The 21,823-nt window shown below is 52.2% G+C and carries 22 protein-coding genes, 2 tRNA genes and 1 riboswitch; of the genes, 22 read left to right on the top strand and 2 right to left on the bottom strand.

What is annotated here, in order from left to right:
* The 18 genes from B5E82_RS09155 (at position 1) to B5E82_RS09070 (ending at position 16,984) form a co-directional block, all read left to right on the top strand.
* Positions 1-651 (top strand): hypothetical protein, encoded by a 651-nt coding sequence (locus B5E82_RS09155; RefSeq protein WP_087307263.1) that lies wholly within the window; start codon positions 1-3, stop codon positions 649-651.
* Between the two features lie 56 nt (positions 652-707).
* Positions 708-1,142 carry a PTS galactosamine/N-acetylgalactosamine transporter subunit IIA gene (gene agaF / locus B5E82_RS09150; RefSeq protein ID WP_087307262.1) on the top strand — a complete coding sequence of 145 codons (435 nt, stop codon included), beginning with the start codon at positions 708-710 and terminating at the stop codon, positions 1,140-1,142.
* Positions 1,143-1,184: 42 nt separating this feature from the next.
* A complete protein-coding gene (locus B5E82_RS09145) occupies positions 1,185-2,366 on the top strand; it encodes an SIS domain-containing protein (protein ID WP_087307261.1) in 1,182 nt (393 codons plus the stop codon).
* Between the two features lie 303 nt (positions 2,367-2,669).
* Complete coding sequence (gene yajC, locus B5E82_RS09140) at positions 2,670-2,951, top strand: preprotein translocase subunit YajC (protein WP_087307260.1); 282 nt, start codon at positions 2,670-2,672, stop codon at positions 2,949-2,951.
* A gap of 39 nt (positions 2,952-2,990) precedes the next feature.
* Positions 2,991-3,578: a hypothetical protein gene (locus B5E82_RS09135; protein WP_087307259.1), complete on the top strand. Its 588-nt coding sequence runs from the start codon at positions 2,991-2,993 to the stop codon at positions 3,576-3,578.
* Between the two features lie 18 nt (positions 3,579-3,596).
* Positions 3,597-4,922, top strand: a complete 1,326-nt coding sequence (locus tag B5E82_RS09130; protein ID WP_087307258.1) for a class II D-tagatose-bisphosphate aldolase, non-catalytic subunit — start codon at positions 3,597-3,599, stop codon at positions 4,920-4,922.
* 187 nt (positions 4,923-5,109) lie between these two features.
* Positions 5,110-5,943, top strand: a complete 834-nt coding sequence (gene licT, locus B5E82_RS09125; protein ID WP_087307257.1) for a BglG family transcription antiterminator LicT — start codon at positions 5,110-5,112, stop codon at positions 5,941-5,943.
* Positions 5,944-6,000: 57 nt separating this feature from the next.
* Positions 6,001-7,914, top strand: coding sequence for a beta-glucoside-specific PTS transporter subunit IIABC (locus B5E82_RS09120; RefSeq protein ID WP_087307256.1), 1,914 nt, complete (start codon positions 6,001-6,003; stop codon positions 7,912-7,914).
* Positions 7,915-7,941: 27 nt separating this feature from the next.
* A complete protein-coding gene (locus B5E82_RS09115) occupies positions 7,942-9,375 on the top strand; it encodes a 6-phospho-beta-glucosidase (RefSeq protein ID WP_087307255.1) in 1,434 nt (477 codons plus the stop codon).
* A gap of 268 nt (positions 9,376-9,643) precedes the next feature.
* Positions 9,644-9,716 (top strand) — tRNA-Phe (locus B5E82_RS09110).
* A 13-nt stretch (positions 9,717-9,729) separates the two neighbouring features.
* Positions 9,730-9,800 (top strand) — tRNA-Gly (locus B5E82_RS09105).
* 261 nt (positions 9,801-10,061) lie between these two features.
* A complete protein-coding gene (locus B5E82_RS09100; protein WP_087307254.1) occupies positions 10,062-10,430 on the top strand; it encodes a hypothetical protein in 369 nt (122 codons plus the stop codon).
* Between the two features lie 266 nt (positions 10,431-10,696).
* Positions 10,697-11,674 carry a LacI family DNA-binding transcriptional regulator gene (locus tag B5E82_RS09095; RefSeq protein WP_087307253.1) on the top strand — a complete coding sequence of 326 codons (978 nt, stop codon included), beginning with the start codon at positions 10,697-10,699 and terminating at the stop codon, positions 11,672-11,674.
* Between the two features lie 173 nt (positions 11,675-11,847).
* Complete coding sequence (locus B5E82_RS09090) at positions 11,848-12,984, top strand: phosphate/phosphite/phosphonate ABC transporter substrate-binding protein (RefSeq protein ID WP_087307252.1); 1,137 nt, start codon at positions 11,848-11,850, stop codon at positions 12,982-12,984.
* Positions 12,985-13,059: 75 nt separating this feature from the next.
* Positions 13,060-13,812, top strand: a complete 753-nt coding sequence (gene phnC, locus B5E82_RS09085) for a phosphonate ABC transporter ATP-binding protein (protein WP_087307251.1) — start codon at positions 13,060-13,062, stop codon at positions 13,810-13,812.
* Positions 13,809-14,630, top strand: coding sequence for a phosphonate ABC transporter, permease protein PhnE (gene phnE / locus B5E82_RS09080; protein WP_087307250.1), 822 nt, complete (start codon positions 13,809-13,811; stop codon positions 14,628-14,630). The genes phnC and phnE (B5E82_RS09080) overlap by 4 nt, the downstream gene beginning before the upstream one ends.
* Positions 14,631-14,645: 15 nt before the next feature.
* The gene (gene phnE, locus B5E82_RS09075; RefSeq protein ID WP_087307249.1) at positions 14,646-15,455 is read left to right on the top strand and encodes a phosphonate ABC transporter, permease protein PhnE; all 810 of its coding nucleotides are present in this window, start codon (positions 14,646-14,648) and stop codon (positions 15,453-15,455) included.
* A gap of 2 nt (positions 15,456-15,457) precedes the next feature.
* Positions 15,458-16,984, top strand: a complete 1,527-nt coding sequence (locus B5E82_RS09070; RefSeq protein ID WP_087307248.1) for a bifunctional metallophosphatase/5'-nucleotidase — start codon at positions 15,458-15,460, stop codon at positions 16,982-16,984.
* A gap of 90 nt (positions 16,985-17,074) precedes the next feature.
* Here B5E82_RS09070 and B5E82_RS09065 read toward each other — a convergent pair whose 3' ends face one another.
* Entirely contained in the window at positions 17,075-18,307 is a 1,233-nt protein-coding gene (locus B5E82_RS09065) for a DUF4026 domain-containing protein (protein WP_242966288.1), read from the bottom strand.
* Positions 18,308-18,406: 99 nt separating this feature from the next.
* A riboswitch (THF riboswitch) is annotated at positions 18,407-18,504 on the top strand.
* Positions 18,505-18,612: 108 nt separating this feature from the next.
* On the opposite strand from B5E82_RS09065, the gene folE reads away from it, so the two are divergent.
* From folE to folK, 4 genes are read left to right on the top strand one after another with little or no spacing between them, the layout of a single operon-like run.
* Positions 18,613-19,173 (top strand): GTP cyclohydrolase I FolE, encoded by a 561-nt coding sequence (gene folE / locus B5E82_RS09060; RefSeq protein ID WP_087307246.1) that lies wholly within the window; start codon positions 18,613-18,615, stop codon positions 19,171-19,173.
* Positions 19,170-19,742 (top strand): HD domain-containing protein, encoded by a 573-nt coding sequence (locus tag B5E82_RS09055; RefSeq protein WP_242966287.1) that lies wholly within the window; start codon positions 19,170-19,172, stop codon positions 19,740-19,742. The genes folE and B5E82_RS09055 overlap by 4 nt, the downstream gene beginning before the upstream one ends.
* On the top strand, positions 19,739-20,584 hold the full coding sequence (gene folP / locus B5E82_RS09050; protein ID WP_087307245.1) for a dihydropteroate synthase: 846 nt from the start codon (positions 19,739-19,741) through the stop codon (positions 20,582-20,584). Before B5E82_RS09055 ends, folP begins: the two co-directional genes overlap by 4 nt.
* Positions 20,577-21,413, top strand: a complete 837-nt coding sequence (gene folK, locus B5E82_RS09045) for a 2-amino-4-hydroxy-6-hydroxymethyldihydropteridine diphosphokinase (protein WP_087307244.1) — start codon at positions 20,577-20,579, stop codon at positions 21,411-21,413. The genes folP and folK overlap by 8 nt, the downstream gene beginning before the upstream one ends.
* Here the strand turns inward: folK and B5E82_RS09040 are convergent.
* On the bottom strand, positions 21,410-21,598 hold the full coding sequence (locus B5E82_RS09040; RefSeq protein ID WP_087307243.1) for a hypothetical protein: 189 nt from the start codon (positions 21,596-21,598) through the stop codon (positions 21,410-21,412). The two genes, folK and B5E82_RS09040, sit on opposite strands and share 4 nt — an antisense overlap.
* Positions 21,599-21,823 lie beyond the last annotated feature (225 nt).

Here is a 21,823-nt window from a genome sequence, read left to right as displayed (position 1 = left end):
TTGAACAAAATTACATTTACCATCATTCTGCTTGTGTTTGCGGGATATGTGATTTTCCAGGGAATCAAGCGTTTTCAGCTTGGCAGCATGAACACGGCACTCCAAAAAAAAGACAGCGATATGCTGGAAAGACTTGCGGATATGGGAATATCCCGAAAACTGCTGGGGAATTACGTCTGCGATCTGTATAAGCTTCGCGGCTATTATGTGGCGAAAGAGACAGAGAAATTTGAAAAAACGCTTTTGCATATGATAAATACACAGTACAAGGGTTCGGCAGATAAAAAAAGCTTTTTGGAAAACTATTTTCACACCTTTTTACTGAAAGAAAACCGGAAGTATGCAGACTGGCTTCTGGAAGCGATAAGGAAAACAGATGACGAGACCTTTATTCATTACAATGAGTTGTCGTATGGCGTAATGCTGGATAAGAGAAGCGATCTGATTGATGTAATGGAAGAAGATATCAATTCAAAGAAATATTATGGATTTGCGCTCGGTGCGATTCTGGTTATGATTGCAAAGCAGTATTCGTATCTGCAGGGCAGAGAGAATGAGCTGGTTTATTATCAGAGCGCAAAGGCGTGTTTTGATCCAAGGGCCGTGTATATGCCTTTGGTTGAGAAGAAGCTGAAAGAGCTGGAGGCATAGAGGCACATAAAAACGTATGCGGACATGCATACAGTCCAAAGAGTAGGAGAGATAGTATGATTGGTTTATTGGTGACAGGACATGCAAATTTTGGTTCAGGTATGACGAGCTCCGTGAATTTGATTGCGGGAGAGCAGGAAGCATACCAGTATGTGGATTTCCTTCCGACCTACAGTACAGAGGATCTGGCCGGCGAACTTACAAAGGCTATGGATGAACTGAAGGACTGTGAAGGAATTATTATTTTTACAGACCTGATGGGCGGAACGCCGTTCAACACAGCGGCTCAGCTGGGACGGGACAAGGAGAATGTCCGGATTCTGGCTGGCACCAATCTGCCGATGCTTGTGGAAGTGGTAATGTCCAGAAAATTCATGGATGATTTGGACGGACTGGTAGATTCCCTTCTTCAGACGGGAAAAGAGCAGGTTGCAAAATTTGAAATCAAGAAGGCGGAACAGACTGAGCCGGAAGACGAAGACGGTATCTAAATGCCTTATTTACGATAAAACAGAGAGAAAGGAAGAGATCATATGAGCAGCATTTTTGGAATTACAGAGGAAAAAATGCAGGAGACATCTTCAAACTGGACGGTAAAGGAGATTTATCAGCAGCCGGCGACCTGGGAGAAGACCTGCAGACAGATCGAAGAGCACAAGGATGAGATTCAGAAGTTTATCGACCAGGTTATCACACAGGAGGATTTCGATGTGATTCTGACCGGAGCCGGAACCAGCGAGTTCGTGGGAAATGCCCTGTTCCCCCATCTGACCGGCCTTCTGAACTATAAGGTGAAATCCTACGGCACCACCGATATCGTGGCGACGCCGGAGGCATATCTTTCCCGCACGAAGCCGACCCTTCTGATCAGCTTCGGCCGTTCCGGAAATTCACCGGAGTCCATCGGAGCTGTGGACGCGGCAGAGAGCGTATGCGATAACCTTTATCACCTGTTTGTGACCTGCAATAAGGACGGAGCGCTGTCCAAGCGCGCAGAGAGCACAGAGCACTGCTACGCTATCAATCTGACGCCGGAGACCCATGACCAGAGCTTTGCCATGACCTCCAGCTTCTCCAATATGTATCTGGCTACCTACCTGTGCTTCCACCTGAACGAGCTGGACAAGGTAGTTGCCGAGGTTCGGAAGATTGCTGCCGCAGGCCAGAATTTCCTGGACAATCAGTACAGCATTCCGCAGACCATCGTAAATGAGTATGATTTCAACCGCATTGTTTACCTGGGAAGCAACACCCTGAAGGGAACCTCCCAGGAGTCCGCGCTGAAGATGCTGGAGCTGACAGCGGGACGTGTTGTGACCATGTACGACACACCGCTGGGCTTCCGTCATGGCCCGAAGTCCATCATCGACGACAATACACTGACTGTTGTATATCTCAGCGACGACGCTTATACAAGACAGTATGAGATTGACCTGATCAAAGAGATGAGCGGACAGCGCAAGGGCAACAGGATCGTGGCGGTGATGAGCAAGACAGATGAGGCAGTGGCCGCTCTCGTAGATTACACTGTGGTATTCGGACTGGAAGAGAATCATGAGAACGTACAGCTTGGCCTGGACTATATTCTGTTTGCCCAGACGCTGGCTGTTCTGAAATCCCTGTCCCTTTCCATCACGCCGGACAATCCCTGCCCGACCGGAGAGGTAAACAGAGTTGTAAAGGGCGTGACACTTTACCCCTATACAAGAAAATAAAAAGCTGTTAAAATAGGTTACAGAGCACACCCTGACCAGCTTCAGGAAGGCAGGGTGCGTCATGCTTGCATGTAAGCAACTGCCTTCCTGAAGCTGGGACAGGGCAGAGCCCTGTAACCGCCCCCACATAAGCAGTCTTAGCACGGAGTGCGGAACTGGAGCGCGTGAGCGCGACGAGTGCGCATGTGGGGGCGGTCAGGGCGTGATTTGTAACTAAAAGAAAGGTGTCTCAAGGGCCGAAGCCGGATTCGCCAGAGTCTGGCAGTCCTTGAGACATTCTTAATACGGAGGAAAAATGTAATTATGAATTGGAACGTTGTTATGTTGAGCTGTGTGACCGTGATTGTAATGCTTGGAATTTTCGCGATCATCCTGAGTGTTATCTCTGCGCGGAACATGAAGAAGAACCGGCAGTCGATGCAGGAGCTCCAGAACAAGATTCAGATCGGAGCGAGAATCCTGTTTGGCGGCGGTATTTACGGAAAGATCGTAAAGATCAAGGAAGATGTGATTGATGTGGAGCTCAGCAAGGGGCTTGTAATACAGATTTCCCGCTATGGAATTCAGGATGTAGTATCCAATTAATTTTGTATGATATCAGTGAAAGATGTGGAAGACAGATAAATGAGCAGAAAATTAGTGAAGCCGGCAGAAGAAAAGGCACAGGCAAGGGAGTCTATCCGTCTGTCCGGCAGAAATATTTATACAGACAAACAGGGCCGCACGATTTATTATGACTGGGTCACGAAACAGGGGTATCTGATTGAGAAAAAGAGTGAAAAGGCAGCCCTGTTTTATAAAAACCGTTTTGCGGTAATCCTGATGGCGGCAATCCTGTTTGGAGCCACGTTTCTGACAGTAATTCAGGCAGTGATTGCAGGCGCGGTGATGCTGGTGCTGGCAGAACTTACCTTCCGGCTTTCTTTTCTGAAGAAGCTGGAACCGGTCCGGGATGTGGATTTTGAAAAGCGTGTCTCCGGGCTTCAGTACATAGTGACAGAAAAATCCAAGGGACGGGTGCTGATGCTGGCAGTGCTTTATCTTCTGCTGGCGGTGCTGGTGATGCTGAACGCGTTCGATCAGAAATACGGCACGGGGCTGATGATATTCAGCGGCTGCATCGCGGTCATAGGAGTGTATTTCAGCGTGCTTCATTTTGTGGGGCTGGCAAAGATCAGCCAGAATGAGAATAAAAAAACAGGAAGAAAATAAAGTCAGGAGGGGTTTATCATGCTTCAGAATCCATTGAAAAAAATTGTAGAGCTTCAGAAGCAGGGGAAGAATGTGGGGATCTATTCTGTCTGCAGCGCCAACAAGTACGTGATCGAAGCTGCTCTGAAGAGAGGAAGGGAGGACGGTTCCTGCGTACTCATCGAGAGCACGGCGAATCAGTGCGACCAGAACGGCGGCTACACGGGGATGAAGCCGGCGGATTTCAAGAAATTTGTTCTGGACATCGCAGACAAGGTGGGCTTCGAGAAAGGAAAACTTTTCCTGGGCGGAGATCATCTGGGACCGCTGACCTTTGCCGGAAAGGATGAGGCGGAGGCCATGGCTGACGCGGAGGAGCTGATCCGCCATTATGTGGGGGCAGGCTTCACAAAGATCCATATTGACACCAGCATGAAGGTAAAGAGCGACGATCCGGACACACGTCTTTCTGACGAGATCATTGCCGGCCGCGGCGCTCATCTGGCAGAGATTGCAGAGGAGACCTACAAAAAGCTTCTTGAGAAGGAACCGGACGCGATTCCTCCGGTTTACATCATTGGAAGCGAGGTGCCCATTCCGGGCGGCGCAGTGGGAAGCGAAGATGCCGGCGTCCAGGTGACGAAGGTGGAAGATTTCAAGAATACGGTGGCAGCTTTTGAGAAAGCGTTCAAAGACGCGGGCCTGGGCGCGGACGTCTGGGATCGTGTAATCGCGGTTGTAGTTCAGCCGGGCGTGGAGGAAAAGGACAGCGGCTGCACCGAGTATGACCGTGAAAAGGCGAAAGAGCTGATGGCGTCCATCAAGGATTTCCCGAACCTGGTATTTGAGGGACATTCCACAGACTATCAGACCAAGATTAAGCTGCGCGAGCTGATTGAGGACGGCGTGGGCATTCTGAAAGTGGGACCGGGGTTGACCTTTGCCATGCGTGAGGGCATGTTCGCTCTGGAGCATATCGAGAAAGAGCTGGTTTACGGCACAGATATCGAGCCCAGCAATTTCGCGGATACGCTGGAAGCGGAGATGCTGAAGGACGATAAATATTGGAGAAAGCACTATCAGGGAACAGAGCTGGAGCTTCGTATCAAACGGAAATATTCCTTCTCTGACCGCTGCAGATACTACATGCCGACCCCGGCTGTGGAAGCGGCCGCAGACCGTCTGATTTCCAATCTGAGAACTCTGGGTGTTCCGCTGAATCTCATGAGCCAGTTCATGCCGATTCAGTATACAAAGGTCCGCGAGGGACAGCTGGAGAATGATCCGGTGGCGCTTCTGGAGGACAGAATCGTGAACACGATTGACGAATATCTCTATGCGACTCATCAGAAGGAGCTGCTGTAGGGAAAAACTTTTTGCTTATAATTGACAAATGCAGGTGTTGATGTTATACTCCACTTGTATAAATGGATTGTTACTGGTAAAGCAGGCTATACCGCTTATACACATTTGGTAAAGAATGTGTGTGCGGTATAGCTTTTTTTTATCATGGTGGGTTTTGGATTGTATTGGAGGGCAGGGTGTCAGTGAAATGAAGGTAGATAAGGTAATTAACAACAATCTTGTCCGCTCTCACGACGACGCTGATCGGGAGATTATGGTGATGGGGAGCGGGCTGGGATTTAAGAAGAAACCGGGAGATCCCATAGAGAAGGAGAAGATAGAGAAAATCTATATCCTCCAGGGGGAAGAGCAGGGACGCCACATGGAAGAACTGCTCTCGGAGATGCCGCTGGAATGTATCCAGGCAGCCAATGAGATTGTGGATTATGCGGTAGTTTCTCTTGGAAAGCCCCTGAGCAATTATCTGTATCTGAATCTGTGTGACCATATCCATTTTGCCATAAAGCGCATGAAGGAAGGGCTGCCGATTCATAACGCGCTTTTGACGGAAATCAAGCGTTTTTACAGTCATGAGTACCAGATTGGCCTGGAAGCGCTGCAGATTGTGGAAAAGAGAACAGGGTGTCTGCTGCCGGAGGATGAGGCCGGTTTCATCGCGACCCACATCGTCAACGCGGAGATGGAATTCAACGATATGGGAAGCACCCAGGAGATGATGAAGATCATCCGGCATATCCTGAATATTGTCCGCTACCATTTTCATGTGGAGCTGGACGAGGAATCCATCCATTACGACCGCTTTATCACCCACCTGAAATTCTTTGTGAAACGGGTGTTTTCCGGGCAGGAGCTGGATGAGAATGACGAATCGTTCTTCATTATGATTAAGAATCAGTACCGGGAAGAATATGCCTGTGTCCTGAAGGTCTACGATTACATACGGAAGGAATACGGGATTCTTCTGACCAATGATGAGATCATGTATCTGATCATCCATATCCGGCGCGTAATTACGAAATAATGTATCATCCGTTTTCCGCTCAGAGGAAACGTGAAGAGATAAAAGGAGGAAGTGTATATGAATTACCAGGAACTTGGCGACAAAATCCTGACGCTGGTGGGCGGCAAGGAAAATGTCAGCGGATTGACCCACTGCGCTACCCGCCTTCGGTTTAATCTGAAGGACGAGAGCAAGGCGCAGACAGACACACTGAAGAAGACGCCGGGCGTGCTGGGCGTAGTGGTGAGCGGCGGCCAGTACCAGATTGTCATCGGAAATGATGTGAACCATGTCTACAAGCCGATTGCTGAGAAATGCAATCTGGCCCAGGGCGGAGGCGCGGCGAAAAATGACGGTGAGAAGAAGAGCATCGGCGCAAGGCTGATCGACACCATTACCGGAATCTTTACGCCGGTTCTGCCTGCGATCACGGCAGCCGGTATGCTCAAAGCGGTTCTGTCCCTGCTTGTAGCTTTCCATCTGGTAGACACCACCGCGAGCACCTATCAGGTTATCAACTTTATGGCAGACGCAGCATTCTATTTCCTGCCGATTCTGCTTGCGAACTCAGCCGCGAAGAAATTCGGCTGCAACCCGTACCTTGCCATGATGCTGGGCGGAATGCTTCTGCATCCCAATTTTGTAAATATGGTGACTGCTTCTCAGGAGGGCGGAGATGCCATCAAGCTGTTTTTCATTCCGATTTACAACGCAAGCTACTCCTCATCGGTTATTCCGATCATTCTGACCGTATGGTTCATGTCTTTGGTAGAGCCGATTGCGGACAGAGTCTCACCGAAGCCGGTCAAATTCTTCACGAAGCCTCTGATTACTGCCTTGATAGCCGGGGCGGCCGGTCTGGCTGTGCTCGGACCTGTCGGCTACATCATCGCAAGCTGGATCGCCTCTGGCGTAACCCTGCTGAATACCTATGTAAGCTGGCTGGTTCCGCTGATTCTGGGAGGCGTGTTCCCGCTGCTTGTTATGACGGGTACGCACTACGGAATCATTCCCATCGGTATCAACAACCGTATGACGACAGGCTTTGACACCATTGTGTATCCGGCAAACCTGGCTTCCAATATCGCTCAGGGCGCGGCGACCTTTGCAGTAGCGGTCAAGACGAAGAAGGATGAGGTGCGTCAGGTGGCTTCTTCCGCGGGTATTACGGCTGTGTGCGGAATTACGGAGCCTGCCCTTTACGGAATCAACATGCGTTTTAAGACACCGCTTATCTCCGCCTGCATCGGCGGCGCCTGCGGAGGCCTGTTTATGGGCCTGTTCACAGTTAAGAATTATGGCGGCGGCTCTCCGGGACTGATGACCCTGCCCGGATATATCGGCGGCGACAGCTTAAGAGATCTGATGCTGGCCTGCATCGGCGCGGCTATCGCGTTTGTAATTGCTTTTATTATCAGCTTTGTGCTTTACAGGGATAAGGACGAGGAAGAGACGGCAGCTTCCGGCGCTGCGCCCGAGACTGCTTCTTCTGAAAATGCAGAGGAGGAGAAAAAGACATCTTCTGCCATGTCCGGAAGCGTAACCAACATCTGCGCTCCTGTGAAAGGGAAGCTTGTACCCCTCTCAAGCGTAAACGACCCGACCTTTGCAGAGGAGATTCTCGGAAAAGGCGCGGCTGTCGTTCCGGAGGATGGAAACTTCGTGTCCCCGGTCAAAGGAACCGTTCAGACTGTCTTCGGCACCAGGCATGCCATCGGTATCGTCTCTGATACGGGCGTAGAGCTGCTGATTCATGTGGGGCTCGACACGGTAAACCTGAATGGAAAATATTATGAAGCTCTTGTAAAAGACGGTGATGCCATAGAGGTGGGAACCCCCATCCTGAAAGTGAATTTAGAGGGAATCAAGAGCGAAGGATATGATATAATAACTCCTGTAATCGTTACAAACACCATGGACTGCGGAGAGGTAATCGCTGTCTCGGAAGGAGATATCATGCCTCAGGAGACAATTATCAAGGTGATGAAGTAACAAAGGAAGCAGCAGGGAGGAACAATCATGCCGTTAAGCAAAGACTTTTTATGGGGTGGCGCCACAGCCGCCAATCAGTGTGAAGGCGCGTATGCGGAGGGCGGACGCGGCCTTGCCAATGTGGATGTGATCCCCCACGGACCGGAAAGACGCAGCGTCATGCTGGGCGTCAGAAAAATGGACGGGATAGAAGAGGGCTATTATTACCCGGCGCTGGAAGGAATTGATTTCTATCATCATTTCCGGGAGGATATCGCCATGTTCGCGGAGATGGGATTCAAGACCTTCCGTATGAGCATCGGCTGGTCCCGGATCTTCCCGAAGGGGGACGAGGAGGAGCCGAACGAAGAAGGGATCGCGTTCTACGAAGAAGTATTCCGCGAATGCAAGAAATACGGAATCGAGCCCCTGGTGACCATCACGCATTTTGACTGTCCCATGCATCTGATTAAGACCTATGGGGGATGGAAAGACCGCCGCCTGATCGAATTCTACAAGAAACTCGTGACGACGCTTTTCACCCGTTATAAAGGGCTGGTAAAATACTGGATTACCTTCAATGAGATCAACATGATTCTCCATCTTCCGTTCATGGGAGCCGGGCTTCAGTTTGAGGAAGGAGAAGACCAGGAGCGGGCCAAATATGTAAGCGCCCATCACGAGCTGGTGGCAAGCGCCTGGGCCTCGAAGATCGCCCATGAAATCGATCCGGAAAATAAAGTAGGCTGCATGATGGCGGCCGGAAATTATTATCCCTACTGCTGTATGCCGGAGGACGTCTGGGCTGCCCTCGGAAAAGACCGGGAAAATATGATGTTCATCGACGTACAGGCCAGAGGATACTATCCGAATTACGCCAGAAAGCTGTTTGAGAAAAAGAATATCAAAATCGATCTGACAGAGGAGGATGAGAAGATCCTCCGGGAAAATACGGTGGATTATATCAGCTTCAGCTATTATTCTTCACGCTGCATCACCACGCAGGAAAACGTGGGGGAGACCATCGGAAATGCCTTCAAGGGAACGAAGAACCCGTATCTGAAGTCTTCCCAGTGGGGCTGGCAGATCGATCCGCTGGGTCTTCGGATCACGATGAACACCCTTTATGACCGTTACCAGAAGCCGCTCTTTATCGTAGAAAACGGCCTGGGCGCCAGGGACGAGCTGATTCCGGACGGGAACGGTTCCTACACCGTGGAGGATGATTACCGCATCGAGTACCTGAAAGCACACATCGAGGCATTCAAAGCCGCAGTGGAAGAGGACGGCGTCGAGCTTCTGGGCTATACGCCCTGGGGCTGCATCGACCTCGTAAGCGCCAGCACCGGCGAGATGAGCAAGCGGTACGGTTTCATCTATGTGGACAGGGCAGACGATGGCAGCGGAACCTTCGCCCGCTACCGGAAGAAGAGCTTTGCCTGGTATAAGAAAGTCATCGCCTCCAATGGCGAAGAGCTGTGAAATAATTAAAAACCCCAGAGTGCGGAAAGGCGGATAAAACAGATTCGATAAAACCGGATTTCAATCAGCAAAAATGCAGCGGCGAGAAAATGACAGCCGCTGCATTTTCTGCAGTCAGGAGGTGTTTTTCGGGGCGGTCGGTTTATATTCGGCTTGTTTTATTTATAATACGGGGACGAAAAAGTAAAAAAACAGCTTGACAAACCTTCCCAGTCATGATAAATTATTACCGTTGCGATACATAATAACTGAATATGTGAGAGCATCTGCCCAGATAGCTCAGTTGGTAGAGCAGAGGACTGAAAATCCTCGTGTCACTGGTTCGATTCCGGTTCTGGGCATTTAAGCTTATCTGCGGGTGTAGTTCAATGGTAGAACACCAGCCTTCCAAGCTGGACACGTGGGTTCGATTCCCATCACCCGCTTTTTATTTTCCCCTCGCTATAGCTTGTGGCGAGGGGACTTTTTCTGCGCTTTTTCGGAAATTCTGTACGCATTGACAAAATCTTTTTTCGAATCCGGTCAGGCCGTAGATGCGATATCATGATACATTTAAAAGGTCCCTCTACATTTTAACTCTCGAATTAATATTTCAGAAACAAAAGAGAAACACAACGAAAACAACGGAGGCTTATTCTCCTATCATCAAGTAAATAAATTGTTTTCAGGAAAGGAAAGAGGGAAAAATGAAAAAGAGCAGTTTTGTGGCAATGATTCTGGGAACCATAGGAGGAATCCTGTTTGCGCTTGGAATGTGCATGGCGCTGATTCCGGAGTGGAATGCGTTCCGCCCAGGCGTTATCATGGGAGTCGTTGGAGCGGTTGTGCTGCTGATTATGGTTCTGGTATGGAGAAAGATGGAAAATAAGGAGCCGATCCATGTGTCGGGAAAGACTATAGGAACGGTGCTCCTGGGAATCGCCGGAGCCCTGCTTCTGGGTGTGGGAATGTGCCTGACCATGGTGTGGAGCAATATGATTCTGGGAATTGTAATCGGAATTGTGGGAATCGTTGTACTTTTGTGCCTGATTCCGCTGACAAAGGGTCTGCAGTAAATGGAAAAGGAAATAGAAAAGAAAACAGAGCCTGTATGACGCAGAGAGAATAATTAGGAAGAGAAGACCGTTGAGACGCTTGGAATTATCGGCGCCTACGCGGTCTTTTGTTTATTACAAGAATTTGAAAACAGGCCGGCTATGAGCGGGATGCAGCGGTTTCCGGCGATGTAAGCAGGGGGTAATTTTTTAGTAAATTTTCAGTAAAATATATTGACGGCAAAAAAATACCGGTTATAATGAAGTCAGAAAAGGGAGGACGGCAGATGGCAACGATTAAAGAAGTAGCGGAGGCCGCGCAGGTATCTGCGGCTACAGTCTCCAGAGTATTGAATAAGGACGACAGCATTTCCGTGAGTCCGGAGGTGCGTATGAGAATTTTTCAGGCGGCCCATGCGCTGGGGTATGTCTCTCCGCGCCAGAGAAGACTGTCTGCTCAGAAGAAAAAGCTGGTGATAGGAGTGGCCGACTGGAGAATCATCCGGCCGGACAGACCGAATGTGAGATTATCAGGTCTGTCCTGCATCGTTCAGATGATGACGGATCAGTATGAGGTATCCTTTGTACGGCTGTCCTTCGGCGAAGCCCGTGATGTGGACGGCGTGATTGCCTTCGGAGAATTCAGTGACAGAGAGCTTGATTTTCTCCGCTCCCTTTCCTTCGCCATTGTCTTTATCAATTCCAATCAATACAGCTATGAGTTTGATCAGGTGAAGGTGGATTTCGACGCCGGTCACCAGCAGATGGTTTCCTATCTGCTGGACCGGAAGCGCTATACGGGAATCGGTTACATCGGAGGACTGTATGAGGGCGACGGCTTCCGGATAGGAGTGCACCGCCTGGAGGCGCTTCGGAAAATTCTGGAGGACAGAGGACAGTACCGGCCGGAGACCATTCATGTGGGAGAAATCAGCCGGGAAAGCGGCTATGAGCTGACCATGAAGGCGTACCGGGAGCATGGACTTGCGGAAGCCATGCTGCTGGGAAGTGATGAAGTGGCGGAAGGAGCCCTGGAGGCCTTCCGGGAACTGGGCGTCCGGGTGCCGAAAGACGTGGCGGTGGTTATTTACCAGGACCTGCAGACCCTGGAAAGCAAATGGCCCACAGGTACCTGTCTGGAGATGTTTCCGGATTATGTGTGGGAGAACGCGCTGGAGCTGCTGTTTGGCAGGATCAGCCAGAGACGCAGCCAGCCTGTGACTGTGCTGGTTCCCGCCCACCTGAAAATCGGGGACACGGCCTGACCGCAGCGCCGCAGGAGAAAGAAAATTCAGATAAAAGAGACTTCCGGGAAAAGAAACTGCTGCTCCCGGAAATACAGATAACAGAGATTGCAGGGGGAGCTCTCCCCTTACAATATAGATTAGACTTTGCATGCAAACGACACAACAAACACAATCACATGGAGGAGTATCAAATGAAAAAGCTTGCAACTATGCTGCTTGCGGGACTTATGTGTGTAGGTCTGCTTGCCGGCTGCGGACAGGGTTCTGAGACGCAGGAAGGTACATCTACAGAAAGTACAGAGAGTACAGAGAGTACGGAAAGCGCAGGAACAGACGCTGCGGAGGATACGGCTGCCGCGGAAGAGACAGGAACAGAGAACAAGACTATTGACACGCTTCGCATTGCGTTCGTGCCGTCCAGAGAGCCGGAAGAGATCATTACTGCCACAGAGCCTCTAAAGCAGCTTCTGACAGACGAACTGGCGACGCTTGGCTATGATGTAAAGGAAGTAGATATTACGGTGGGAACCAGTTATGAGGCAGTAGGAGAGGCACTGTCTGCCGGAACGGCTGACGTGGGCCTGATTCCGGGAGGAACCTATGTGCTCTATGATGACGGCTGCGACGTGCTTCTGACCGCCACCCGTGACGGACTGTCCATCGACTCCGACAATCCGAAGGACTGGAATGACAATGCTCCCACAGAGCCCACCACCGAGCAGGTTACCAGCTACCGCGCCCTGATTATCGCAGGTCCCTCTGAGAAGGGCCAGGAGCTGGCGGCAAAGGTCAACGCAGGCGAGGAGCTCACCTGGGAGGACGTAAGCAGCGCCAACTGGAGCGTGGCAAACTCTTCTTCACCCGCGGGATACATTTATCCGTCCCTGTGGCTGCAGGAGAATTATGAGATGAACATTACGGATCTGCCTCATGCAGTGCAGTCTGATTCCTACGGAAGCGCATTTGCGAGACTTGCGTCGGGACAGGTAGACGTACTGTGTACCTATGCGGACGCCCGCAGAGATTATGAGGATGAGTGGACCGGCGAATATGCCATGACAAACAGCATCTGGGATGACACGGCTGTCATCGGCGTGACTCCGGCTATTTACAACGATACCATCAGCGTGAGCAAGACCTCTCCGATTATGGACGAAGCTTTCAAGGCTGCTCTGTCTGAGGCGTTTATCAACATTGGAAATACCGAGGCAGGCAAGGAGGTTATCTCCATTTACAGCCACAACGGTTATCTGCCCGCCCAGTCCTCTGACTATGATTCCGAGCGCGCGGCCCAGGAAATGATCCAGACCCTGAATACGGCTCAGTAAGCCGGGGGAGAAAAGAAAAAGCTGACGGGGAGGAGGCGAAAAAAGCTTCCTCCCTTTTTAAGTGAGAGGTTAGACATGATAGAATTTCAAAATGTAAGCAAACGGTATCCCAATGGCTTTGAGGCCCTGAAGGATATCAATCTGAAAATCGAGCAGGGGGAATTCGCGGCGGTCATCGGGCTCTCCGGAGCCGGAAAGTCCACGTTGATCCGCACGATCAACCGCATGCACGATATCACAGAAGGAACGCTGACGGTGGACGGCGTCAATGTGATGGAACTGCAGGGAAAGAGCCTCCGCGCCTTCCGGCGGAAAATCGGAATGATTTTTCAGTCCTTCAATCTGATTACAAGGACTACCGTGATCAAAAACGTGCTGACGGCATTCGTGCCGGAGCTTCCCTGGTGGCGGGCGTTCCTGGGTATTTTCAGGAAGGAGGAAAAAATCGCGGCCCTGGAAGCCCTGGATCAAATGGGAATTCTGGACAAGGCGTTTGTCCGCGCGGATCAGCTCTCCGGCGGGCAGCAGCAGAGGGTGGCCCTGGCCCGGACACTTGCGCAGAACCCCCAGATTATTCTGGCTGACGAGCCGGTGGCCTCTCTGGACCCGGTGACGGCCCGCCAGGTTATGGATGATTTTCAGCGTATCAACCGGGATATGAATATTACGGTAATCATCAATATCCACCATGTGGAGCTGGCGCTTCAGTACGCTTCCCGTGTCATCGGCATCCGGGAAGGAAAGATTGTGTACGACGGTCCGTCTTCACAGGTGACACAGCAGATCCTGGATGGCATTTATCAGGGAAAGGAGGAGGCTGCGGTATGAAGCTGTATGACAGAATCTTTCCGCCCAGAGTACTGGAGCTTTCAAACGGAAAGCAGGTGCTGAAATACCGGTCCAGAGCGCCGCTTGGGGTGCTGGCAGTAGTGCTTCTGACTGCCCTTTCCGTAAAGGTCACAGGTTTTGATATGGGAATCCTGGCAGCCAGAATCCGGGAGTTTTTCGTGATTCTGGGAGAAATGTTCCCGCCGGACTGGGGGTATCTGTCCCAGGTCTGGCAGCCGCTTTTTGACACCATCAAAATGTCGCTGCTTGGTTCAGTGATCGGTTCCCTGCTGGTGGTCCCTTTTGCCATGCTGGCTTCCACCAATATCATCCGCAGCCGTCTTGTGGTGAGCGCCGTGCGTCTGCTTCTTTCCATCATCCGCACCCTGCCCACGCTGGTGACGGCCCTGATTGCCACATATATTTTCGGTCTGGGTACACTGGCAGGAACGACAGCCATCGCCATTTTTACCTTTGCCTATATCGGGAAAATCCTTTACGAGGAAATTGAGACGGTGGATATGGGGGCCTTTGAAGCCATGGAGGCCATGGGGGCCACGAAAGCCCGGGCCTTTGTCAGCTCCATTGTGCCCCAGGTGCTTCCCTCCTATCTGTCCAACTGCCTGTTCTGTTTTGAGGGAAACGTCCGCTACGCTTCGATCCTGGGCTATGTGGGAGCCGGAGGACTGGGACTGATTCTGAACGAAAAGATAGGCTGGCGCGAGTATTCCAGCGTGGGAATGATTCTGGTGGTGTTGTTTGTGACTGTATTCATCATTGAGACCATCAGCAGAGCGGCGCGCAGACGCCTGGTATAGGGAGGAGGAGAGAGGATGAATAAACGAATTGAAGAGGCTTACGCCAAAAGGCCGAGACGCTGGGTCTTTGAGCTGGTCATTGCGCTGATCACCGTGGCTCTTCTGATCTGGAGCGGTACAGCCGTGGAAACCAGCGGCACCACCCAGAACGGCGCGAAGATTGCCTGGAACATTCTGGCCGGAATCTTTCACCCGGATACGGGGCTGCTGTTCAATCTGACCACCCAGGGAGTGCCTTATCTGCTTCTGGAGACCATCTGTATCGCCTTTCTGGGTACCGTGGTGGGTGCGGTGATTTCCATTCCGCTGGCCTTTCTGTCCGCCTCCAATCTGACGCCTGCGCCGGTGGCCTTTATCGGCCGGCTTGCGATCATGGCGATCCGGACGGTTCCGGCCTTTGTCTATGGGCTGATGTTCATCCGTGTGACAGGACCGGGCGCCTTCGCCGGACTTCTGACCATGTCCCTCTGCTCCGTGGGAATGGTAAGCAAGATGTATATAGAAGCCATCGAGGATCTGGATACAAAGGTGCTGGAATCACTGGATGCGGCCGGCTGCACGTCCTGGCAGAAGATCCGCTATGGAATCCTGCCCCAGCTTATGCCGAATTTTGCGTCCACTGCCATCTACCGCTTTGACATTAATCTGCGTGACGCCACTGTGCTGGGCCTGGTGGGAGCGGGTGGCATCGGAGCGCCCCTGATCTTTGCCATGAACAGCTACCGTTGGAATGAGGCCGGAGCGATTCTGGCAGGCCTTATCGTCCTGGTCCTGATTGTGGAATGGATCTCTACAAAAATCCGCGTGAAGCTGGCGAGAGGCTGATTATGGGAAAAGAACTTACTATCTATTATACCTCCGATACCCACGGACACATTTTCCCGGTCGATTATGCTTCCGGAGGACCGGAGGCCTCCGGCCTGCTGAATATGGCTTCCGTAATAAGAAAAGACGGAAACACCCTGGTGCTGGACGGAGGAGATTCCCTGCAGGGAACGCCATTTACCGCATATTATCTGGAGCACCGGGAAGACTGGCCCTTCCATCCTGTGGCAGAGGCCTTCCGGGCCATGGGCCTTGATTATTTTACGCTGGGAAACCACGATTTCAATTACGGATATCAGACGCTGAAGGAATATCTGGAAGCATCAGACGCTGTCTGCCTCTGCGCCAATGTGGAGGATATAAGGGGAGAGCTGGGAATTCAGAAGGAAACCGTGCATGTGCTGGAAAACGGCCTCCGGATAGGGATTACAGGCGTGGTCACGGATTTCGTGAATGTCTGGGAAGCGCCCTGCAATCTGGAGGGACTTCGAATCACAGATCCCTTCGAAGCCGCGAAGGCAGCCTGTAAGCGTCTGAAGGGCCGGTGCGATGTGCGCGTGTGCATATATCACGGTGGCTTTGAAAAGGATCTGGAGACAGGCCAGTGCCTTTCCGACAGCAGGGAAAACATCGCCTGCCGCCTGGGGGAAGAGCTGGATTTCGATCTTCTTCTGACCGGACACCAGCATATGGCGGTGGAGGGAGTGGAGCTTGCGGGAACCTGGGCGGTCCAGCCGCCTGCGAACGCGGGAAGGCTTCTTCTGATTCAGGGTGAGATTCCTGGGGATAAAAAAAGAAGTTTCCGTTCGGAGTTTCTCGACACAGGAACAAGGACCCCGGCGGAGCCGTATGCCCGGCTTCTGCCGCTGGAAAAGCAGGTGCAGGCCTGGCTGGACCTGCCGGTGGGCAGCCTGAAAGAGGCGATTTTGCCGGAAGAAAAGCTGGAGGCCGCTCTCCGGGGCAGTCGGCTGGCAGATCTGTTCAATCAGGTACAGCTGGAGGCTTCGGGCGCGGATTTTTCCTGCACCAGCCTGAGCAATGAGCCTGTGGGACTGTCTGCCTCCGTAACCATGCGGGGCATAGCGGCAGCCTATCTCTTCTCCAATACACTGACGGTTCTGGAGGTGACGGAAGAGGTGCTGCGCGGCTGCCTGGAGCGCTGCGCCTCCTATCTGGAGCTCCGGGACGGACAGCCCTGTATCTCCGATGTGTTTTTAAAGCCCAAGATAGAGCATTACAATTATGACTTCTATGCAGGGCTTTTCTACACCTTTGACCTGCGCCGTCCGGTGGGAAGCCGGCTGGTCCGGCTCACGCTGCCGGACGGCGCGCCCCTTGGAAAGAGGACCTACCGGCTCTGTGTCAGCAATTACCGGGCCACCGGCACCGGCGGCTATCCGATGCTGCGGGACTGCCCGGTACTCTGGCAGGGAAACGAAGAGGTGCCGGAGCTGATAAAAAGATATATTCAGAAATACAGCCCTGTTCCGGTGGTACGGAATGGGGAGATGAAAGTGGTGTGGAAATAGCTGCGGAAATAGCTGCGGCGCGCGTCTGTCTGACGCGCGCCGTTATATTACTGTTCAGAGTGGTTTTTCAGGATTCACCGGTACTGCGCCTCACAGCTCCATCAGATATACATCATCCGGTGAAATCCGCCGCTCCGGCGTAAAGATCAGCCAGTCGGTCAAGTCTTCCGGGCCGAATTCGCACTCATATCCTTCGTGGACGCCGCTTACATAATAAGGCTCCTGAGTAAGACGGGCCTTGAAGCGGTCCCCCTGGATATCCAGAATCTCAAACCAGATATGCTCCCGGCAGTTGTCCTCGGTGCGGTATTTTTCGTCAATGAGCAGTCCGAATTTGCCGAGAAGCTTATTCCGGCTGTCCTGGAAGGCGGCCTTAAAATAGGACAGGCGCTCTGCGGCCAGGTCGTGCATGCGGTTCGTCTCATCGGTGGTAATCATATAGATGGGATTGTCCTGCAGGAGCTGATCGTAAATGGCGAGGGAGGAATACTGCCCCCTGTCGATGCTCTCCTCGGAAGGGTAGACAAAGATGGCGCAGGTATCTTCATTGTGGCCCTCCTGACGGTCGGCCTTTCCGCCGGTCATATCTTCCGGGTAGTTCTCCACGGCGTCAGCCCAGGGAATCAGGGTGACAATCAGAGGAATTTCCTGATCCACATAAGCCAGAAAGAAAGGTTCGCCGCAGCCGGGGATTTCTTCTTCGTCCAGAAGCCGGTTGGCCAGGGTCTCCAGTACATTATAATGGGACTGGTATGTTTCCTTTGTGGAGTTTAAGACTTCCAGTTCGGGACAGCCGCAGCGGTTCAGACCGTGGGTATGGAGCCAGACGCAGTCGTCTCCGCCGGACACGGCCTGGGCCGTGTAAAGATACCGGGGCGCGGGAGCGACCCGGGACTGGGCGGCCAGGGTGACCCAGCGGCCGGAGAGAATCTTTTCCGAGCTGTCGTCCAGTACGGCAAGCAGATCCGGCACCAGGGTGCAGATAAGCTTCAGCTGCAGATGATAGGAAGCAAGGGCGTCAGGCCCAAATTCCATTTCTGCTGCCAGGCCGAGCTGAGCTCTTTCGATGGCCTCCACATCCACATCGGGAAACAGATGCTGGCAGCGGTAAAGCTCCGGAATCATAAATTCTGTGGGATAGATTTCCGCGTGGTAAAGCTCTCCGTCTGAGGAGATTTCCAGGTGGAGCGTCTCATCCTCAAGCCGGGAAGAGTGAAGCTGAAAAGCGCCGGTATTTTGGACGCGGCGCAGCAGTTCTTCCGGGTCGTGCAGGGAATCGGGACTGGCCGGAATGGCCAGCATCTGTGACAGAGGTCGGTGCATAATGTTTTCCTCCTGAAAAATATGTGTAAAATCCGGCTTTTGTCTTGCATACTCCATGGAGTGTGCTATAATTCGATTATACCAGACAATAGAATAATATGCAAAATAGGTTTTCATGCGTCAAGTGTTCGGCGGATGGGGAGTTGCCGCCGAAACGAAAAGCTAAGTCTTACGATATGGAGACCGCACCCGTTGCAGCAATATAAGATAAGAACGCATCTCATATTGTGAAGGGATATTTCGTCATATGTTCTGCATATGTTCTGCATATGTTCTGCCGCACAATCAAGGAGGTGTGTTTTTTTATGATGGATTATGAAAAGATCAAAGCCGGCGTTCAGCTTCTGCTGGAGGGAATCGGCGAGGACGTGGGCAGGGAAGGACTTCTGGAGACGCCGGACCGGATTGCCCGCATGTGTCAGGAGATTTACGGCGGCCTGTACGAAGACCCTGCCGTGCATCTGAAAAAGCAGTTTTCTGTGGAAAGAAACGATATGGTGATTGAGAAGGATATCACCTTTTATTCCGTCTGTGAACATCATTTACTCCCCTTTTATGGAAAAGCGCATATCGGATATCTGCCCGATGGAAAGGTAGTGGGCTTAAGCAAGCTCGCCCGGACTGTGGATGTGTTTGCGCGAAGGCCCCAGATTCAGGAAAAGATGACCGCGCAGATTGCCCGGGCGCTGGAGGAAAACCTGAATCCCCGGGGCGTGATTGTCATGCTGGAGGCGGAGCATACCTGTATGACCATGCGGGGGATCAAAAAGCCGGGAAGCAAAACGGTGACCATGACAGCGACAGGAGTATTTCAGGACAATTATGAGCTTCAGAACCGTTTTCTGTCCATGGTGAAACAGGGATGAGGGCGGAAAGCGGCGCAATGGGAATGGAGCGGGTGAACCGGATCTGGCGCCACAGGACTTATCAGGAGTGCCTGGAGAAAATCCGGGCTCATGAGGAGACGAGGGAATTCTGCCGCCACACGCCGGAACACTTTCTGGACGTGGCCAGGCTGACTTACATGCTGGCTCTGGAGGAAGGAATCCTGCCGGAAGAAGAAATTCCGCGGGAAGAAATCCCGGCAGAAGCTTCTGCAGAGCGGAAGAACAGGCTTTCCGAATTTAAGGAACTGATTTACGCGGCTGGGCTCCTTCATGACATCGGACGCCATCTGCAGTATGAAAAGGGGATTCCCCATGAGAAGGCCAGTGCCGAAATTGCGGAAAAAATCCTTTCGGACTGCGGATTTTCGGAAGGCGGGCGGGAGATGGTTCTTCATCTGATACGCAGCCACAGGACGGCTCAGGAGGGAACAGAGCTGTCGGCTCTGTTTTACCGGGCGGACAAGCTGTCTCGGAACTGCTTTTCCTGTCCGGTTCAGGAAAAATGCGACTGGCCGGAGACAAAAAAGAATCTGGAGATTAAATTATGAAAATAGGAAACAGAGAATTTGACGTAAAAAATAAAACCTACATTATGGGAATTCTGAATGTGACGCCGGACTCCTTTTCCGATGGAGGAAGATGGAATGAGACGGACGATGCGCTGTCCCATGCCTGGACCATGGCGGAAGAGGGGGCTGATATCATCGATATCGGAGGAGAATCCACCCGGCCGGGCCATCAGCAGATTTCTGATGAGGAAGAGATTGCCCGTATTGTGCCTGTGATTCGGGCGGTAAAACGGGAGCTGGATCTTCCCATATCGGTAGACACCTACAAGTCAAAAGTGGCTGCGGCGGCCATCGAGGCGGGAGCCGACCTGGTCAATGACATCTGGGGACTGAAGTACGATCCGGAGATGGCGGGGCTTATTGCCCGGACCGGGACAGCCTGCTGTCTGATGCACAATAAGAACACCACAGAGTACGAAGATTTTTTCCCGGATATGCTGCGGGAGACGGCCCAGTGCGCGGAGCTTGCAAGGGCGGCGGGAATTCCGGACGATAAAATCATACTGGACCCGGGCATCGGTTTCGGGAAGACACTGGAGATGAACCTGGAGACGCTGCATTATCTGGAGCGTTTTCACGAGCTGGGTTATCCCATGCTGCTGGGAGCCTCCCGAAAATCTGTGATTGGACTGACTCTGGATCTTCCGGCAGATCAGCGGCTGGAAGGAACCCTTGTGACGACGGTTCTGGCGGTGATGAAGGGCTATGCCTTTGTGCGTGTTCATGACGTAAAGGAAAATCTGCGGGCGATCCGCATGACGGAGGCCATACTGGCGGCGGGCCGCAAGGTGTCCGGACAGGAGGGGCCGGAACGTGGATAAGATTCATATTAAAAATCTGGAAGTATTTGCGAGACATGGGGTATTCCCCGAAGAAAACGCGCTGGGGCAGAAGTTTGTGGTTTCGGCTGTACTCTATACCTCTACCCGGGAAGCCGGGAGGGCGGACGACCTGGCGAAGTCCATTCATTATGGGGAGGTCAGCCGGTTTATCACTGAATTCATGGAACAGAATACCTTTCAGCTTCTGGAGACTGCGGCGGAGCGCCTGGCGGAAGAACTGCTTCTGAACACAGAACATCTGGAGAAAATCCGCCTGGAGATCAAAAAGCCCTGGGCTCCTGTGGGACTGCCGCTGGAGACCGTCTCTGTGGAGATTGAACGGGGCTGGCATACAGTTTATATCGCTCTTGGCTCCAATCTGGGAGATAAGGAGGCCAATCTGTGCCTTGGCGTGGAAGGCCTGCGTTCTACCCGGGGATGCCGGGTAGAGGCGGTTTCGGACTTCCTTGTGACGGCGCCCTATGGCGGGGTGGAGCAGGACGATTTCCTGAACGGGGCTATGAAGATCCGGACCCTGCTGACGCCTCATGAGCTTCTGGAGCGGCTGCATGAGATTGAACAGGAGGCGAAGAGGGAACGCGTTGTCCGCTGGGGTCCCCGGACTCTGGATCTGGATATCCTTTTGTACGACGATCTGATTCTGGATGAAGAAGAGCTTCATATACCCCACATTGAGATGTGTAAGAGAGATTTCGTGCTGAAGCCTCTCTGCCAGATCGCGCCTTACGCCCGCCATCCTGTATACAACAGAACTGCGGCGGAACTGCTGGCGGATCTGGAGCGGCTGAAGACGGGCGATGCCGACTAGAGTTTATCCTGGATATGCTGAAGCAGCATCCGGGCCCGGTCAGCATCTTTTTCCGGTACAAGAAACGTGTGGCTCAGTTCAAGCGGCTGCTTCATACTGCCCAGAACGGCTGAATCCATCACATGAAGAGGGGAGCTGCTTTTGGTTTTGAGTTTGTAGGGAATATTGTTCTGGCTGAAAAGCATTTGAAGCTGCTCCTTTTGACGGCTGTCTTTTGTAGAATATAGTTTTACCATTCTGCGAAGCGTCGGTGTACAAGGGGTAATACGCCTCAGCCCTGTAAATTCGCCTGTTTTCTGCGTTATCCTCAGTTAGCGTACGTTCAGTACGCCGCCATCGTCTGCCTTGAAAACAGGCGAATTTCCGAGGGCTGAGGCCGCAGAGTCAAAAATGAGCTGATTTGTGTCCCT

This window comes from Lachnoclostridium sp. An138, from assembly GCF_002160765.1.
In the GTDB taxonomy this organism is placed as follows: Bacteria; Bacillota; Clostridia; order Lachnospirales; family Lachnospiraceae; genus Laedolimicola; species Laedolimicola faecalis.
The sequence above is the reverse complement of the archived record's forward strand: the minus strand, read 5'-3'. Positions and strand labels throughout refer to the sequence as shown.

Bases quoted from the DNA above. Each gene is read 5' to 3' on its own strand.
- agaF (WP_087307262.1), top strand. From the start codon at position 708: ATGATTGGTTTATTGGTGACAGGACATGCAAATTTTGGTTCAGGTATG.
- B5E82_RS09145 (WP_087307261.1), top strand. From the start codon at position 1,185: ATGAGCAGCATTTTTGGAATTACAGAGGAAAAAATGCAGGAGACATCT.
- yajC (WP_087307260.1), top strand. From the start codon at position 2,670: ATGAATTGGAACGTTGTTATGTTGAGCTGTGTGACCGTGATTGTAATG.
- B5E82_RS09135 (WP_087307259.1), top strand. From the start codon at position 2,991: ATGAGCAGAAAATTAGTGAAGCCGGCAGAAGAAAAGGCACAGGCAAGG.
- B5E82_RS09130 (WP_087307258.1), top strand. From the start codon at position 3,597: ATGCTTCAGAATCCATTGAAAAAAATTGTAGAGCTTCAGAAGCAGGGG.
- licT (WP_087307257.1), top strand. From the start codon at position 5,110: ATGAAGGTAGATAAGGTAATTAACAACAATCTTGTCCGCTCTCACGAC.
- B5E82_RS09120 (WP_087307256.1), top strand. From the start codon at position 6,001: ATGAATTACCAGGAACTTGGCGACAAAATCCTGACGCTGGTGGGCGGC.
- B5E82_RS09115 (WP_087307255.1), top strand. From the start codon at position 7,942: ATGCCGTTAAGCAAAGACTTTTTATGGGGTGGCGCCACAGCCGCCAAT.
- B5E82_RS09100 (WP_087307254.1), top strand. From the start codon at position 10,062: ATGAAAAAGAGCAGTTTTGTGGCAATGATTCTGGGAACCATAGGAGGA.
- B5E82_RS09095 (WP_087307253.1), top strand. From the start codon at position 10,697: ATGGCAACGATTAAAGAAGTAGCGGAGGCCGCGCAGGTATCTGCGGCT.
- B5E82_RS09090 (WP_087307252.1), top strand. From the start codon at position 11,848: ATGAAAAAGCTTGCAACTATGCTGCTTGCGGGACTTATGTGTGTAGGT.
- phnC (WP_087307251.1), top strand. From the start codon at position 13,060: ATGATAGAATTTCAAAATGTAAGCAAACGGTATCCCAATGGCTTTGAG.
- phnE (WP_087307250.1), top strand. From the start codon at position 13,809: ATGAAGCTGTATGACAGAATCTTTCCGCCCAGAGTACTGGAGCTTTCA.
- phnE (WP_087307249.1), top strand. From the start codon at position 14,646: ATGAATAAACGAATTGAAGAGGCTTACGCCAAAAGGCCGAGACGCTGG.
- B5E82_RS09070 (WP_087307248.1), top strand. From the start codon at position 15,458: ATGGGAAAAGAACTTACTATCTATTATACCTCCGATACCCACGGACAC.
- B5E82_RS09065 (WP_242966288.1), bottom strand. From the start codon at position 18,307: ATGCACCGACCTCTGTCACAGATGCTGGCCATTCCGGCCAGTCCCGAT.
- folE (WP_087307246.1), top strand. From the start codon at position 18,613: ATGATGGATTATGAAAAGATCAAAGCCGGCGTTCAGCTTCTGCTGGAG.
- B5E82_RS09055 (WP_242966287.1), top strand. From the start codon at position 19,170: ATGAGGGCGGAAAGCGGCGCAATGGGAATGGAGCGGGTGAACCGGATC.
- folP (WP_087307245.1), top strand. From the start codon at position 19,739: ATGAAAATAGGAAACAGAGAATTTGACGTAAAAAATAAAACCTACATT.
- B5E82_RS09040 (WP_087307243.1), bottom strand. From the start codon at position 21,598: ATGCTTTTCAGCCAGAACAATATTCCCTACAAACTCAAAACCAAAAGC.